This is a genomic window from Paenibacillus sp. 453mf, from assembly GCF_900116105.1.
In the GTDB taxonomy this organism is placed as follows: Bacteria; Bacillota; Bacilli; order Paenibacillales; family Paenibacillaceae; genus Paenibacillus; species Paenibacillus provencensis.
Map to the genome: position 1 here is coordinate 1 of NZ_FPAC01000018.1, position 15,859 is coordinate 15,859.

General features: G+C 39.3%; 15 protein-coding genes. 2 read left to right on the plus strand and 13 right to left on the minus strand.

The features are described 5' to 3' along the window. Positions 1-519: 519 nt before the first annotated feature. The 5 genes from BM415_RS24305 to BM415_RS24330 all read right to left on the minus strand — a co-directional run bounded on the left by BM415_RS24305 (position 520) and on the right by BM415_RS24330 (position 5,370). Positions 520-2,061 carry a hypothetical protein gene (locus BM415_RS24305; protein ID WP_052016877.1) on the minus strand — a complete coding sequence of 514 codons (1,542 nt, stop codon included), beginning with the start codon at positions 2,059-2,061 and terminating at the stop codon, positions 520-522. Beyond that, positions 2,054-2,713 carry a hypothetical protein gene (locus BM415_RS24310; protein WP_139237064.1) on the minus strand — a complete coding sequence of 220 codons (660 nt, stop codon included), beginning with the start codon at positions 2,711-2,713 and terminating at the stop codon, positions 2,054-2,056. The genes BM415_RS24305 and BM415_RS24310 overlap by 8 nt, the downstream gene beginning before the upstream one ends. 355 nt (positions 2,714-3,068) lie before the next feature. Next, entirely contained in the window at positions 3,069-4,364 is a 1,296-nt protein-coding gene (locus tag BM415_RS24320; RefSeq protein WP_024634293.1) for an MFS transporter, read from the minus strand. A gap of 116 nt (positions 4,365-4,480) precedes the next feature. Continuing rightward, on the minus strand, positions 4,481-4,924 hold the full coding sequence (locus BM415_RS24325; protein WP_024634292.1) for an OsmC family protein: 444 nt from the start codon (positions 4,922-4,924) through the stop codon (positions 4,481-4,483). A gap of 158 nt (positions 4,925-5,082) precedes the next feature. Further along, on the minus strand, positions 5,083-5,370 hold the full coding sequence (locus BM415_RS24330; RefSeq protein WP_024634291.1) for a hypothetical protein: 288 nt from the start codon (positions 5,368-5,370) through the stop codon (positions 5,083-5,085). Between the two features lie 248 nt (positions 5,371-5,618). Between BM415_RS24330 and BM415_RS24335 the strand changes: the two genes are divergently transcribed. Beyond that, the gene (locus BM415_RS24335; protein WP_024634290.1) at positions 5,619-6,287 is read left to right on the plus strand and encodes an ArsR/SmtB family transcription factor; all 669 of its coding nucleotides are present in this window, start codon (positions 5,619-5,621) and stop codon (positions 6,285-6,287) included. A gap of 101 nt (positions 6,288-6,388) precedes the next feature. On the opposite strand, the gene BM415_RS24340 is transcribed toward BM415_RS24335, so the two are convergent. Then, on the minus strand, positions 6,389-7,711 hold the full coding sequence (locus BM415_RS24340; protein WP_024634289.1) for a 6-phospho-beta-glucosidase: 1,323 nt from the start codon (positions 7,709-7,711) through the stop codon (positions 6,389-6,391). Positions 7,712-7,874: 163 nt separating this feature from the next. Here BM415_RS24340 and BM415_RS24345 point away from each other — a divergent pair, with 163 nt between their 5' ends. Beyond that, positions 7,875-8,843 (plus strand): LacI family DNA-binding transcriptional regulator, encoded by a 969-nt coding sequence (locus BM415_RS24345; protein ID WP_024634288.1) that lies wholly within the window; start codon positions 7,875-7,877, stop codon positions 8,841-8,843. A gap of 66 nt (positions 8,844-8,909) precedes the next feature. On the opposite strand, the gene BM415_RS24350 is transcribed toward BM415_RS24345, so the two are convergent. The 7 genes from BM415_RS24350 to BM415_RS24380 form a co-directional block, all read right to left on the minus strand. After that, a complete protein-coding gene (locus BM415_RS24350; protein WP_024634287.1) occupies positions 8,910-10,007 on the minus strand; it encodes a flavin monoamine oxidase family protein in 1,098 nt (365 codons plus the stop codon). 52 nt (positions 10,008-10,059) lie between these two features. After that, complete coding sequence (locus tag BM415_RS24355) at positions 10,060-10,449, minus strand: rhodanese-like domain-containing protein (RefSeq protein ID WP_024634286.1); 390 nt, start codon at positions 10,447-10,449, stop codon at positions 10,060-10,062. 117 nt (positions 10,450-10,566) lie between these two features. Further along, the gene (locus BM415_RS24360) at positions 10,567-11,262 is read right to left on the minus strand and encodes an ArsR/SmtB family transcription factor (protein WP_024634285.1); all 696 of its coding nucleotides are present in this window, start codon (positions 11,260-11,262) and stop codon (positions 10,567-10,569) included. A gap of 196 nt (positions 11,263-11,458) precedes the next feature. Next, positions 11,459-11,776 carry a thioredoxin gene (gene trxA / locus BM415_RS24365; protein WP_024634284.1) on the minus strand — a complete coding sequence of 106 codons (318 nt, stop codon included), beginning with the start codon at positions 11,774-11,776 and terminating at the stop codon, positions 11,459-11,461. Positions 11,777-11,921: 145 nt separating this feature from the next. Next, positions 11,922-12,542 carry a glycosyltransferase gene (locus tag BM415_RS24370; RefSeq protein ID WP_081718271.1) on the minus strand — a complete coding sequence of 207 codons (621 nt, stop codon included), beginning with the start codon at positions 12,540-12,542 and terminating at the stop codon, positions 11,922-11,924. Positions 12,543-12,676: 134 nt separating this feature from the next. Next, entirely contained in the window at positions 12,677-13,324 is a 648-nt protein-coding gene (locus BM415_RS24375; RefSeq protein WP_244533731.1) for a zinc-binding dehydrogenase, read from the minus strand. Positions 13,325-13,878: 554 nt separating this feature from the next. Further along, positions 13,879-15,027 carry a zinc-dependent alcohol dehydrogenase gene (locus BM415_RS24380; protein ID WP_090727731.1) on the minus strand — a complete coding sequence of 383 codons (1,149 nt, stop codon included), beginning with the start codon at positions 15,025-15,027 and terminating at the stop codon, positions 13,879-13,881. Positions 15,028-15,859 lie beyond the last annotated feature (832 nt).

Consider the following 15,859-nt stretch of genomic DNA (forward strand, 5'->3'; position numbering starts at 1 on the left):
CCCTGGCCATGAAAAAATCCTCCCTCTGTTGATTCTGAGGAGGATTATCTCATAGCGAATGCTAAGTAAGAAGGTGGGTACAGCTTGACGCTTACGGCGATAAAGACTATTGGTTTTTAGGGTCAGAGGAAGAATGGAGTCTATCAACGGAGCCGACGCAGCCTAATCTTTCTCCGCAAGGATGGTACGTACATCTGCCATAGTGTGCTCCGTGAATCGGTCAAGCAATACGTAATAGGTAATCTTAAATTTGAATAGGAGAATTTTGATGAAAAGAATGCTTTGGGTTTTTCTTGTGATGACCTGCGCAGCTACGTTTATGTCTTCACTGTTCCCGTTATACGCGAAGAATTTTCATATGAGCAGTTTAGAAATCACTGTATTGTTTGCTTTATATGCCGTGTTCGTGTTACCGACCTTACTTATCGTGGGAGCAAGAGGGAGTTATTGGGGATTGAAGCGGGTGCTTCGCGCCAGTATATGGATTTCCATCGCATCAACGCTACTCTTTATCGGGAGCTACAACGTCTGGATGCTCTCAAGGATATCACTTTGATATCGTACCCCCTCGTAGTTGATGAACGGACGTTTTCCTTTTTCTATGTTTCCACTCACTCTTCTTTTAGTTTGAATCATAAAAAAAATAGCATCTTTTCTTTTGTCTGGTTCAAGAACTCTTGGTTCCATCCCTCTTTCAATTCGTTGTTTCATTAATTGAAGAGGAGAAAAGTTTCTAATTCCACTATGTGGAATACCATTATAATCAGATACTAGAATATGTGTAAGCTCCTCTAGATCCGATAAAGAAATATCAAACTTTTTTGCTTGTTGTTCTGGATTTTTACGAAGAGGATCAGAAGGATTGCTTCCAGTAGTACTCACTAATTTATGGTATCCAAGCACTTCAAGGGAACGAAATAACCGTTCAATAATGCCTCTTACTTCTGGAGCGTCAACCGGACCAGGATTTATAGTACAACGAACTACTTCATAAAGACGATCGGTTACGATATTTGATAAATTTGCTTTACCATTGTCATAGCTGAATTCATCCCACAGAGCCCATGCCGTTTCTGGAATTTCAGCCGAAGGTATACCACCTTTAGGATCATAATCAATACCAGGTATCGAAAATTTTCGTTTTTCATAAGGGGTTACTGTGTTGCGAATACAATGCAAAACATCGTCTTTGTTATATTCTTTATTTACACAGAGGTGATGACCTAATATTGCTCGAGTTGCTACATCAACTATTACAAGAAGCCATACCCGCTCCACAACTTCTGTAAATAAGTCTCCTTCAGGGGTTTTAAATGTGATAGTAAACATCGCATCAATCTTATGCCCATCAAACTGAACGCGTTGAAAAGGCTTTTGTAATATCAATTCATGTTTTAGCATTGTTCCCATCCGTGATTGCCTGGCTGCTTCTTTTCCGTAACGCTTTGCACCTTCTGAAAAATGATTATTCTCAATTTTTTTAAAGAAACGATATAATGATCGATATCCTTTATCATTTGTATTAAACGGATAGTCATGTATTCCTATACCATTCTTTTTGCACAAACTTAGGAATAATCTATGGATCCCATCAGTTGAGATTGTGGGCATCGTAGAATTTTTTCCTTTTCGTCTTAAATATGCTGAAGTGATCTTCTCTCTAATTTCTGGATATTGTTCAAGGAGTTGATTGAAGGCTCCACTGAATCTTGGCCTTTGCTGTTGTGGTAAAAAGGTTGTGGTTGCACTTCTATCATACTTTTTGGTTCTCTTATGAGGGATTAATGCTCTAAATCCCCAGATTGCTTCAGTTATTGGATCGAATTCTAAACATTTTTTTATAAATATGATTAATTCCTTTTTACTTACGCCTGTTTGTTCAGTTATTATTTCTAATGTTACTTCTTCATGAAGCATATATAGCTTCACTGCAGCTTCTCGTTTTTTGAATATCTCTCTATCTTCAGGTTGAAGTTGCATGATATTAACAATTGGCCAATTTGAGAGGTCTTTATGTTTCGGATCAATATTTATATTATCTAAGATACGTCTTCTAGACATTCAACTTTACCTCCGTCAATCCACAAAGTAAGTCTTGATCTTGATTAAAAGTAAGTATCCCATGAAGGATTAGTGCGAATATAGAATTCCGAATTATGACAGGATGATTTTTAGATTGAATGGATTTTTCTAAATCACGGACTGTCATAGGACCATTTAAAGCTGATCTATAAATCAGCTCATACACTTCTGGTTTTATATCAGAAAGTGGAGTAAAAAAAGGAATCAACGTTTTTTTATTTGCAATAATAGTGGGATTGTATCGTATATTTTCTTCGGTCAGGACACAATGTGTCTTATTATTCTCTGCGCACCATATTTTTTGTGCATACATTTCCTCAATCGCTTGTTCGCTTGAACGTTTGTTATCCGGATCAATTTCATAGGAGTAACGTATAAACACAAACTTTTCTTCACTTTCTGATTTAATCCACATATCAAAAACTGTTTCGACAACTTTACCTGCAATAGGTATATTTATTTTCAACGGTCTTTCACAGTAACTCATTACTGAAATATCCGATTCTGTCAGAACCCAATGATCATATTGAAGTGAATTGTATAGTCTAACCTCTCTATTTAACCTTCTACTAAATACAAAAAATCTATTCCTACCCATTTCATTTTTTACCTTCTTGATTGGTGAATACAAGTGCAAAATCCTCCCAAAAAATGTATTTTTGCCACAATATTTTATATTCAACCTCATATACTGTATTCCTTTGTCTAAAAAACACTTGTTTTGTCGAACTATAAATGAATTTAGCATTGTTTTCGCATAAAAAAATAATGAGATAATCATTTGATTTCTCAACTTCTTTCATCAATACATACAAATCTCACTGCTGTTACTTCATCAGTGAAATTACACAGAACTTGAGCTATACGTAATTTGTTCTATTTATCAAACGTCTAAACTCTTTATTTGCAAGAAACCGTTCTTCTAATTTATTGTTGCACACAATAAACTAGAAAAACGGTTTTTGATTGTAAATGAATTTGATTGTTTATTTATTCCGGAACCAAACAACGACAGGAATGAGTAGCAGTGACAAAAAGGCGCCAATCAGAGAAAGGATGGTAAAACTCGAGTGTGCCACGACCATACCTGATAGTGCTCCACCAGATGCTCCTGATAATGCAATCAAAACATCGACGGTTCCTTGAGTCTTCGCACGGACATTGGACGGAGCTGCATCGACAATTGCGGCAGTCCCGCTAATCAATCCAAAGTTCCAGCCTAAGCCCAGAAGAGCTAAAGCAAGAGTGAGTAATGCCATGGAATCACCAGGTGCAAAAGCAGCCAACAGACCTGACAACAGTAAAGTAAAACCTGAGGCATAAGCCATTCTAATATAGCCAAACCGGTCAACTAGGACTCCTGTGATTACAGATGGTAAATACATCGAAGCCACATGGATCCCGATAACGAGTCCTACTTTACTTAAATCATGTCCATGGTGCTGCATATGAACAGGAGTCATTGTCATAATGGCGATCATCACAATTTGTGTTAACACCATAACGGATGCTCCGATGATAATGCCTTTTTTATTGATTTTAACTTCTGTTACATGATTCTTTTCTCCAGTTTTTCCTTGGAGTTCTACCTCAGCAATAGCTTTAGCTACAATAAAAGGATCCGGTCTCAAGAAAATGAGGAGAATAAGGCCAGCCAAAGTGTAGGCCACAGCAGCAAGCATGAAAGGTCCCGTTAACGCAGGAGCACCAAGCGAAGTTGCAAATTTACCAGTCACATTCACAAGATTGGGGCCAGCAACCGCACCAAATGTGGTGAATACCATGGCCATACTAATGGTTTTCGCGCGCTGCGCTGGCAAAGCAAGATCTGTGCCTGCATAACGTGCTTGCAGATTAGTAGCGGTACCTGCCCCATAGACTAACATCGAAATAAAGAGCAAAGGAATGCTATTGAACAATGCCGCAAGGACAACACCAATAGCTCCGATACCTCCTGCCAAGAATCCTGTGGCAAGTCCAGTCCGCCTCCCCAATCGTTGAGAAAGTCTTCCTACCATAAGCGCTGCACCAGCAGAACCTAATGTGAAAAGGCCCGTAGGAACACCGGCAAAACTATCCGTGCCTAACATGTCTTGCGCAATTAACGCACCTACGGTGATCCCTGCTGCTAAGCCAGCTCCACCACAGATTTGAGAAGCAATAACCACTTTCATCGTTCTAGAATGTAACTGGCGTTGCTTCTCAGAAGACTCTACATACTCCATAATTGATGGTGGAACCTGTAAAGAGGTTTGATTTTTTTCAAAGGCTGTTTCTACCATTAATATTCTCCTTCACTTCAATGAGCTACTTCTTGTATTACTCAAAATGCTGCAAAAAGATTCATAGAATCAACGGAGCCGTCTCAGAGAAATCAGACAGCTCCGTTGATTCTACCCTAGACTTCTAGGGATACGTTGCCTTCCAATGTAATCTGAACATCTGCTTTCATTAGAAGCTGACCAATGTGACAGTTTTCTTCTGCTTTATGAAGTAGTGATTCCGCCATGGTTTTGTCTTGACTCGTGGATTCAGATTTCTTCAAGATAATATGCGGACGATGAATGATGCTTATTTGCCCATCTGAAGTCGCAGTTCCTTCTGTTTCCATAGACAATTCTTCTACCGAAATTCGACTTTGATCCAACATGAATACCAATGTCATAAGATAGCAAGATGCTGCTGAAGACATCAGAAGTTGCTTAGGTTCTACGCCTTGCCCACTCCCTCCTTTTGAACTGGGAATTGCAATTTGAGTTTGGAGATTATCACTTTTAATCGTCCCGTTTCCTTTTGCATTACCAACCCAAACAGTGTTCAATGTGATTTTTTCATTTGCCATATTGACCTCTCTTCTAATAGGAATGAAATTCCTTCATTAATGCATTTGCTGTGACGTTAAAAAATAAAACCGACATAGCGGAACTGGCAATGTCGGTTTATGAAGAGAACTTTGTAGTATTAGCGTTGTCTCCTTGAGAGCAGTACATATCTTCTACACTAGAACGTAGTGTAGATACGGACTTCCGGATCAGCTTGAAGTAAATCTTTCAATCCAACGACAACATCATTTGTGAAAAGATCACTTTCTAGATAGTTTTTAGCTTCATCTTCACTGTTAAAGCCGTGCAGTACTTGAACATCTTCATCACGAACTAACAATTCCTTTGATACGGCACCAGCAATACCTGAGAGAAACGGCTCTTTATACGTGGTATAAACCTTTACAGCTGCCTCACGTTCAGTTGCATTAATTTTGAGTGTGATTTGAAGATATGCCTTTGCCATAATTTCGAAACCTCCATGAATTAATGTATCGATCGCCCAAGAAAATCAAATGTTCAATCAATCAATTGAATTATAGTTCAGAGTGATTCTTTCGTCAAGTAATAATCTAAAGCAGGTCCTTGATTACACGGTAGAACATGATACAATTTGATTAATCAATTGAATCAATTCAAACAGTAAAGCTAATGATTGAAATTAAGTAGCAACTTAAGATGAAAAATAACGACTTAGAATAGAGGTTGATCATGATGGAAGATACACTGGGTTCAGCAAAACTATTAAAGGAAGAACTATATAAACAGCTTGCACGAATCGGAAAAAGTTTATCGAGTGATAAACGGCTTGAAATATTGAATGTATTGGCTCAGAGCTCTAAGTCTGTGGAGAAATTGGCAGAGTGTACAGGTATGAATGTGGCTAACGTGTCGCGTCATCTGCAAATTTTGCTCGATGCAAAGCTTGTGAAGTTCACCAAAAAAGGAACGTATGTCATTTACTCCGTTGCAGATCCGGAAATTATCGACTTTATGTCCTCCCTGTGGCGTATTAGTGAGAAACAACTTCCTGACATTTCAAAATTAAAAGATGACTTTATCAACAATCTTGATGGGATTCAAACACTGACCATGGATGAAGTTATGGAGAAAGTCAATAATGAATCCATCGTGTTGGTGGATCTTCGGTCTAAAGACGAATTTGAAATCGGACATATCCCTGGAGCCATTTCCATGCCCATGGATAAACTCGATGCCATGATGCGTGAACTTCCCAAGGATGCTGAAGTCATTGCTTACTGTCAGGGTCCGGTTTGCGCATACTCGGCACTAGCTGTTCAAAAATTGAAACAAGAAGGTTTTAAAGCTTATCGCATGGACGAAGGCATCAATGAGTGGCAGGGCCATTTTCTAATCCAGTAATCCTTCCATTTGTTCTAACACAAAAGATCTCAAACCAGTATCTGGCTAGAGGTCTTTTGTAGTTTAACGAATTCAAATCGTGTTCGTTGTGTACATCCCTTTTACTTGTGGAATTGCGGCAAAAACTCTTTATGTGCTTCAAGCAATTCGTCCAGTAATGCTTTTGCAGTGTCCCCGCTTGGCACAAGTGGGTTGGACGTGAAAGCTTGAAGAGCTGTAGCATAATCTCCTGTTACCGCTGCTTCAATTGTGAGTTCTTCCATGGATTTCATGACTTGCAGCAATCCTCTTTGGGCCGGCGGGAAGGATCCGAAATGGATAGGCTCTGCACCATGAGCAGTAATGATGCTTGTGATTTCAATGGCATTTTCATTTGGCAGATCGTTAATAGCCCCATTGTTCCGTGTGCTCACAACCATTTGCTTCCCTTTATTATTGTAAATGGAGTTGATGATCTCACAAGCCGCATCACTGTAGTAAGCACCGCCCCGTTTCTCCAGTTCCTCAGGTTTATGATCCAAATTCGGATTTTTATACAACTCAAACAGACTTTCTTCTAGTCGCTTTACAACTTGGCCTCGGGTTCCTTCTCCTTGAGCCTCTTCTAACTCCTCTTTGATCATGGCATCAGTCATATAGTAGTAACGATGGTAAGGACAAGGCAACATGTCCAATTGAAGGATCTGTTCATACAGGAAACGCATATTCTTGATGTTCTGAACCATTTTCTCAGGTTTGGCATTCGGCCCATATACTTTTTCAATCGCTTCACGGGTGAGTTCTTTTCCGTCTTTTCTGTATATTTTGTGCCAATGCAAATGATTGATTCCCGCAAATTTGAAGAAAAGTTCTTCTTCTTGTTTATCAAGAGCAGCAGCCTCATTCTTGACAGCCATGATCGGCACATTGCATAGACCAATAACCTTTTCCCATTGCCCGTATCGCAGAACAGCTTCGGTAACCATACCTGCGGGATTGGTGAAGTTTATCAGCCATGCATCTGGACAAAGATCTTTCATGTCTTCAACGATACTTAGAATGACAGGAATCGTTCGGAACGCTTTTAACATGCCTCCTGCTCCATTCGTCTCCTGACCAATAAGGCCGTACTTATTTGGAATGGTTTCGTCTTTAATCCGTGCTTCCATCAATCCGACCCGAAGTTGAGTGGTTACAAAGTCAGCATCATGCAACGCCAGTCTGCGGTCCAGTGTCAAATGGATCTCGCAATCAATGCCTGCTGCCTTAACCATTCGTTTAGCCATCGCGCCAACGATTTCGAGTTTTTCTTTACCTGCCTCGATATCAACCAGCCATAATTCTTTAATGGGTAATTCGTGATAACGTTTAATGAAACCTTCAACTAATTCTGGGGTGTAACTGGAACCTCCACCAATAGTGACCACTTTCAGACCTTTTTTCATGTTGATGACCTCCTAAAAAGCTGTATTGGATTGCTTACAATTGAACTGTAAATGATGTAATGCATTACATGTCAAGCTTTCGTTTTCAATTTTTTTTATTGCTTCTATGTCGCTTTGTTCCTAGCAATAAAATGTGATATGCTGGCCTTTGAGGTGGTTATAGGTGGCTAATATTCAAGAAATCGCCCGTTTAGCGGGTGTGTCTACTGCAACGGTTTCGCGTGTAATCAATAACAAAAAGTATGTAAACGATACCACCAGAAGTAAAATTCTAGAAATTATGAAACAACTGGACTATGTGCCGAATGCGAATGCAATTTCTCTAAAAAAAGGTGAAACGCATCTTATTGGAATTATAGCTGTTGGTTTCAGCCCGATTATTGTTAACTTTGTTCGTGCGTTTACGTTAATTGCCGAGAAGAATGGCTTTAATATAAGTCTTTTCATTACGAATGGCGATCCTGAGAAAGAACGAATTGCCCTTGAAATGTTAAGACGAAAGCAACTGGATGGTCTTGTTTGCTTAATTCGATCAAATGAGTGGAGTGTTATTGAATCCTACGTTCAATACGGCCCGATTGTCACCTGGCAGAGACTCGATCATGAGAAAGTCCCTTCGGTGTTTATGGATCAATACCAGGTTTATTGCGATGGGCTTGAATATCTGTATCGTAAAGGTTACCGTAAGATTCTGTGCGTATATCCCATGTCAAAAGGATTAAATACCAAAGAACGACACCGTGCTCATACTGAATTTCTGGAGAGATATCATCTCGCTGAATCTTCTTTTCCTTGTTTTGAAGACAAGATGTCTGTTCATGATGGCGAAGAAATTGCGGAATGGTGGATAAAGCAGCGAGATCGTCCTGATGCTATTTTTTGTTCCAATGATGATGTGGCTGCGGGGCTAATAACGGTGCTACGTCGATCCGGATTCTCGATACCAGGAGACCTTGGTGTTATGGGGTTTGACAATTCCATGTTGTCCCATTTACTCGATATAACAACGATTCATTATCCTATCGATCAGCAAGCTGAGAATGCTTTTGTTATTTTGCATAACCAGCTTACACAGGCGAAAAATGATCTCCATTCTCTCAGCTACCGCATAATCGAACGAGCTTCAACATAAAAACAGAAACCATTTAGTCATCCTTAATGATTAAGTGGTTTCTGTTCCATGAAGCTTCAACATCGTCTATTTAACGAATTTAATAATCATGTTAACCGCTCTTTCCGCTGAAAGTAGTGCTCCTTCCAAATGTCCGCCGTAGTTCAAACTTGTCTCAGTTCCAGCAAAAATGATCTTGTGTTTCCAATTGCCGTCTATTGATATTTCCCCATAATCCGGATAACTTTGTAGAGGGGTAAGATCATCTTGAACCGTTGTATCTGGCTCAGTTGACCAATCCTGCAGTAGGATGGTTTGTACTTCTCTTGCCTCAGGCCCAAAAAGTCTAACCAATTGATCGATGACTAACTTGGAAATTTGCGTTTCACCTAATTCTTGACGAGTTTTAGCAGGCATTCCAAAAAAACCGAATAAAGCACCTGTACCTGTTTCAGGAGATGCATCATGAATTTCTTGTAATGGGCCGATCCAACTCGAAGCCATGCCCGAGTGTCCAGTTTCTCGCCAAAATGGTCGATCATACACAGCTACGGCTTTGGCTTGTGATGCCATCCAAGTAGGTTTGTTCATTAAATCCCTTAATGTCTGCTCAGACAACACAGGAGAAAAATGAATATGTTTTGCAATGAGTCTTGGCGGTAAAGCAAAGATCACATGGTTTGCTGTGTATTCCTTTGTATTCCCTTCTACATCTTCGGCTCTTATCGAGATTGACTCTCGGCTTAGATCCATAGCTTTTACATGAACTCCTAGTTCAATTTTATCCAATGGTAACTGATCAACTAAAGCGTTAATTAAAGCTTGCGCTCCGTCGGTAAAACGTAGGGATCTTTCTATCGCGTTTTCGGGTAACACATGTCGTTCAGGTGATCTCCCTTCATAACGCTCAAACAGCATAGCACCTTGAGTATATTGTGCGAACGTTTCCAGCTGTAATTCCTGGACAAGTTTAGAAATGGATTTTTCGTAACGTGGCCAAAACCAAGTAGGCCCTAGGTCAAATTTTCCTGATTCGGGCACATACGAGCTTACATTTGTTAATATTCGTCCCCCCACTCTGTTCCTTGCTTCTAAAATTCGATAATCGATACCTTCTGCTTGAAGCAACGTCGCTGCACGAAGCCCAGCTAAACCTGCGCCTACAATGATTACTGGATTATTCATTTCTGCTCTCCTTAATATACAAGACAAACCTATTATTTTTGATTTTGTGATACTACACTTGAATACGAAACCATTCACACTGTGCAGATACCGTATCAACCATGAGGTAAAGATGCCGAAACCCTTTTTTAAATAATATTCGTGCTGCTTTACGGCCCTTGAAAGACGTATCGCTCAAAATCACAACGTAATCTTCTGTGGTGAGCTCCTTCTCCCAAACGAAGGCTAATCGACCTACAGGAATGTTAATGGATGTAGGCACAGATGACTTCATAAAATCGGAAGCGTCTCTGATATCAAGTAATTTGGCATGAGGAAATACATGAAATTGGCGCTGCTTTGCGGACAAGAGTTTTACCTTACGCATGTAACGGAAATGCAAGCGCAAATGCTGAAGAAGCCCGATTAAGATGATGAAGAGCAGTACCCCTATAGTCAGCATGTAACTTTCCTTAATAACGTATACTTGGCACCTTTAACATTTGATCCGTACATCAAATATGGACACATCGTTGATCACCACTCACCTTTTGATATCATTCAATTGAATGATTGAATTCTAGATTGAATCTGGTTTAATGTCAAGATGTATGTCTTCATCACAATGGTTCCAATCGCGGATTCCTTCTTCGATCCGGTAAGCGGTAAAACCTTGCTTTTGAATATAATCAACAGCCTTGGACGTAATAGAGCAGTATTTCCCTCTGCAGTATGCTACAATTTTCACTTCGGACTTGTTTAATGTTTTTAGATAATGCCCCAGTTGTTCAAAAGGTACGGAGACTGCATTTGGAATATGTGACGATTGGTATTCATCCGCCGGCCGGACATCTATAAGAATGATGTTTTCTTCCTTCATTTTGAGTAACAATTCCTTTTTGGTAATACTTCTCACATCAGGAAATTGCTTTTTCAATTCTTCTTTCATCTGTTTCACGTCAGAAAGCCTGTCTTCACTTAATTCCCATAATGAAGATAAGAATTGAGAAACAGTAGGATCACAAAGGCTATAAATTACGTAGTTACCCTTCCTGTGACATTTAACCAGCCTTGTTTCCAACAAAATTTGTAAATGTCTTGATACGTTTGCTATACTCATCCCGGTTTGATTCGCTAATCCTTCTACGGATTTGGGCCCATTCGATAGTACATCCATGATTTCAAGGCGCTTATCACTCGATAAACATTTACCGATCCTCGAAAATTGGTGATACAAGCGTTCTTTAAAATGAGTTTGTAAATTCTCAACTTCCAATGCTATATGCTCCCTTCAATGTACTCATTAATAAGATCAATTAGACAATGAAGATCTAATCTATAATGTTCAATATCTGCATTATATCACAAAATCAATAATTCCATTGATTAATTGAATTAAAGGGCGAAGAACCCCAATCATTCGATTGGAGTTTATGTTTTTAAGTTTTATGGATAAATAAGTTATTGATTATTTAGTTTGTAAGTTTAAGGATTTTCGCTTCAAGAACATCACGTGGATTAATACCTACCATCGCATCGATTTGCTTACCATCTTTGAACAAAAGTAGTGCTGGGATGCTTCGAATTCCAAAACGTGCGGCCAATTCCTGTTGTTCGTCTACATTTACTGTTGCGATGGTCGCTTTTCCTTTCATCGTATCGGCCAATTCGTGCACGATTGGCAGTTGAACTTGACAAGGACCACACCAAGGTGCCCAAAAATCTACCAAGGTAATTCCAGACTGAATTTGATTGTTAAACGTCTCATTGGTTAAAGCAGTTGCGCTCATAAAGGATAAACCTCCTAGTTGTTATATTCAATCGATTTTTTAATGTTCAATTGATTAGTTGAATTATAAATCGACTTAATGGCACTGTCAAGTATACTCATGTATACTTCTTTAGGAGTCTCATGTATGTCATACATAATAAAGGTCATGGACCTGTCCTATCTAAAATTCTGTAATAAATATCCTCATATTTTTCCAAAATTCGCTCATTAAAAAAACTAACCGGTAGATGCACGAAGCCCGGAATTAAATGGATATTATCACAAGGAATTTGGAGTAATTGGGTCGTTTCACTTATTAAATGATTGGACTCCGCGGTTAATACATCAGAAGCAGTTAAAGCTAAACGGATTAAATCCTTGTTTATACCACTTGTGGCGAGGATGTCAATGTCTTCAGCTTTGAGAGTAGTCACCACGTGAAAATTCACTCCTATGATTTGTTTGGCCAAATAAGCGCTAATCACATGAGGTGCCGCAAAATGTACATGAATCAGGTCAAGTTGAAGATCTCTAGACACTTGTATAATCTTCCCTGATAAAGCCAACTCATATGGGGGAGAGCCAAATACGTAATAATTATTTACTTTCGCCTCATGATAGAACAAATTATGAGGTGCTGGGTATGATTGGAGTGGATGTCCCAAACTTATCATATGGATCTTATGCCCTTTTTGGGCTAGTAGATATCCTAATTGGGTTGCATGTTCTCCTGTGCGTTCATGAGCTGAATCATAGACAATACCAATGTTTATATATTTTCTGATGGTTTATTCCCTCCCTGATTGACCAGCTACTCAAAAAAACTGCAACCGAAAGACCTCTAAGCTAATTTTGACTTGAGGCCCACTAAGCATATTGAGAAAATATATCGCCAAAATGACACGAATATATATTCTCTTTATTTTTCAGCCATACTCAAGACTGCTCGAAACCTTGTTTTTGCTAACATCATTTTTTCATATGCCTCGCTTGCCCGTTCTAGAGGAAAAACTTCAATCATTGGACGAACATCTGTTAATATGCTAAACCGTACTGCAGCTTCAATTTCCTTAGCTTGACCAGTAAATGCCCCCTTCACGGTATGAGTACCCCGTAAGAAGTCCATAGCGGATAACTCTAAACGATCTCTAGATCCAGCTACAATAATGAGTTCGCCGCCAGTATCTAGGCCATGAACTAGAGAAGATATCATGCTAGCGTTTGGAGCCGTAGCAAGAATAACTCTAGCTCCACCGAGTGCTTTCAGAGCCGTGGCGGGATCTTCTTTTTCTGAATCAATGTAAATATGTGCCCCGAGTTCTCTTGCTAGGCTTTCTTTATCCCCTCCTCGGGATATTGCCACTGTTTGATATCCAGCTTTCTTTGCATATTGAACAGCCAAATGGCCTAACCCGCCAATGCCTAAAATAGCGACCAAATCACCTGGACGTGCCGAACTATTTCGTAATGCACTAAATGTCGTTTCGCCAGCACACATTAGAGGAGCTGCTTCTTCAGAAGTAATTTCCTCAGGAATAAGAATTAGTGCATTTTCATAAGCAACCATATATTCAGCGTAACCCCCATCCATAGTTAGCCCTGTTACATGATTATGTCCGCTATGATAACCCAATCCAACTCGTTGACCCACTTTCCATTTGGTTGATCCCTCACCTAGTTGGGGTCCTACCAACGAAAAGCGAAAAACATACGCTAAGGAATTTGTTCAGATAACCTTGAGTTCCTTAACACCTTCTAACAAAAGGGTTTATGAGGATTTTCCTCATTTGTTGATGTTCAATAACTCATTCACTTATCTATGTTCAGTTAATAGGTCGAAAATAAGTTTCATTACATTCTTGATGGGCTTAGCGTATAGAAAATGAGTTTTTTCTATGTCGAAATGTGCTTAACGTATGTTTTATGCGAAATGTTGGCTGTACCCCTAATTAAAAAAATCGATTCCCTAATTAGAGAATCCGTAAAATGATTTTAGACTTAAACGAAAGTTAAAATAGCTGTTTTTGCATAAAAAAGCCCCGTTCGTAAAATTACACTTTTACCAACGGGGCTTTTAATGTTCTTCATTGTTAAAAACATGGTTATAACTTTTTGGGAAGGTCAGGGTTTGAGAACAACTTTGACACACCCATCTTCGTGATCATTAAAGATTTGATAGGCTTCACTCGCCTGGTCTAGACGCAATTTATGAGAGACGATTTCTGTTGGATCCAGTTCTCCTTCCGTAATCATTTTAAAGAGCATTGGCATGTAATGGATGACTGGTGCCTGACCCATTTTTATTTTTACATTTCTTTCAAATATGTTTCCTAAAGGGAACTGGTTATATTTAGAGCCGTAGACCCCCGTCAGCTGCAGCGTTCCAAATTTTCTCACAGCACTCATACCGATTTCGATCGGGCTGATGGTTCCGCCAATAAGCTTCATCTTTTGTTCGACAGCTTCGATTGGTGTTTTTTTCCCATCCATCCCTACGCAATCAATGACGGCATCTACACCGCCACTTGTAATTTCTTTAATATGGGAACCCATAGAAATCATATCATCAAATTCATCAAAATTAAAAATCTCAACATTGTTCATTTTTTTGGCACGTTCAAGCCTATAGGGAAGATTATCGACGGCAATGACTCTTTTTGCGCCTTTCATCCAGGCAAACTTTTGCGCCATCAAACCAATGGGTCCACAGCCGAGCACGGCAACTGTATCCCCTTTTTTCACTCCTGCACTTTCAATGCTCCAATAAGCAGTTGGCAGTACATCAGACATAAACAGTAATGCTTCATCTTCAAGTTCAACAGATTCAGGAATCACGAAAGGCATAAAATTTCCATAGGGAACACGCAAATATTCAGCCTGTCCACCCGGATGATTCCCGTAACGCTCCGTAAATCCAAAATATCCGCCTGTATCAACTTCTGGATTTGGGTTAGAATTATCACATTGGCTCTCCAAATCATGCTGGCAATAGTAACAGCTTCCACATGAAATGTTAAATGGGATGACCACTCTATCCCCTTTTTTCACTTTTGTTACCTCTGGTCCGACCTCTTCTACAATACCCATGGGCTCGTGGCCAACTACATAATCTTTTTCAGCTGGCAAGGCACCTTGATAAATATGTAAATCAGACCCACATATCGCTGTTGATGTAATGCGCACAACAATATCGTCTTTTTGTTGAAGCTTCGCATCTGGAACTTCTTTCACCTGCATATCCTTGGAACCTTGAAAAGTAACTGCTTTCACAAGTAAAACCTCCTATTATAAATTCATATAACTCTTATAATACCCATTGAAGAAATTAATATACTTTTTTTTTATTTTTAGTTCTATTTAACTAAATAGGGCGTTTACTCCAGTTCAACTCCCGATTTGACATTAAAAATGAGATGGAAAAAGCGTACTAATCTGTTATCAGATGTACGCCTTTTCAACTACCTAAATCGTGCGCAATAGCCACAATCTTTGAGAGAACAGTTAAAATAAATCTAAAAATCTGCGCTTTTAAAATTTGTAAATTCTAGACGTTGGAATAAAAAAATGAAGATGGCACTTGTTTTTTCGCTATTGATCAAATGCAACATAATTTCCTTACTTAGTTTGTTGGTCCGCAGGATCCTACTATCAAGGACTTATTCCTTTAGGTTTTAATAGTATACAATTTGATACTATATTCCTTTTTTGTTACTAGGTGAAATTAAAGTGTGAACTTTCAATATTGGAATATACTTATTATACTCCCTCAATATAATTCGTTTTCCTCACTCAAGCTCATGAATTCGTAGGATTTCATCCCTTGTTTAATTCGAAGAAAGAGATGTTTGAGGAGCTGGTAGTCAGTTAAAGGAGAATTGGGCATGCAGAAATAAAGGGTGAGCATTAATCACCCAAATTATTCCATATTTGCACGTCTCCACTTCGCCTTAGTGATTCTCACTCCCATGTCTCAACGGGTCCAAGCCCTATCATTCCTTCGTCACATCTTAACCAAGGGGTGGAGGTCGGTCTTTCTAACGGAACGGGTCCGAGCCCTTTTGTTTAACGTCTCCCGATACTCCGTGCTTCTTGAAATCCTACG

Coding starts and splice junctions, on each gene's coding strand:
- BM415_RS24375 (WP_244533731.1), bottom strand. CDS start 13,324: ATGGTTGCTTATGAAAATGCACTAATTCTTATTCCTGAGGAAATTACT.
- BM415_RS24335 (WP_024634290.1), top strand. CDS start 5,619: ATGGAAGATACACTGGGTTCAGCAAAACTATTAAAGGAAGAACTATAT.
- BM415_RS24350 (WP_024634287.1), bottom strand. CDS start 10,007: ATGAATAATCCAGTAATCATTGTAGGCGCAGGTTTAGCTGGGCTTCGT.
- BM415_RS24325 (WP_024634292.1), bottom strand. CDS start 4,924: ATGGCAAATGAAAAAATCACATTGAACACTGTTTGGGTTGGTAATGCA.
- BM415_RS24340 (WP_024634289.1), bottom strand. CDS start 7,711: ATGAAAAAAGGTCTGAAAGTGGTCACTATTGGTGGAGGTTCCAGTTAC.
- trxA (WP_024634284.1), bottom strand. CDS start 11,776: ATGAGCGCAACTGCTTTAACCAATGAGACGTTTAACAATCAAATTCAG.
- BM415_RS24330 (WP_024634291.1), bottom strand. CDS start 5,370: ATGGCAAAGGCATATCTTCAAATCACACTCAAAATTAATGCAACTGAA.
- BM415_RS24320 (WP_024634293.1), bottom strand. CDS start 4,364: ATGGTAGAAACAGCCTTTGAAAAAAATCAAACCTCTTTACAGGTTCCA.
- BM415_RS24305 (WP_052016877.1), bottom strand. CDS start 2,061: ATGTCTAGAAGACGTATCTTAGATAATATAAATATTGATCCGAAACAT.
- BM415_RS24355 (WP_024634286.1), bottom strand. CDS start 10,449: ATGCTGACTATAGGGGTACTGCTCTTCATCATCTTAATCGGGCTTCTT.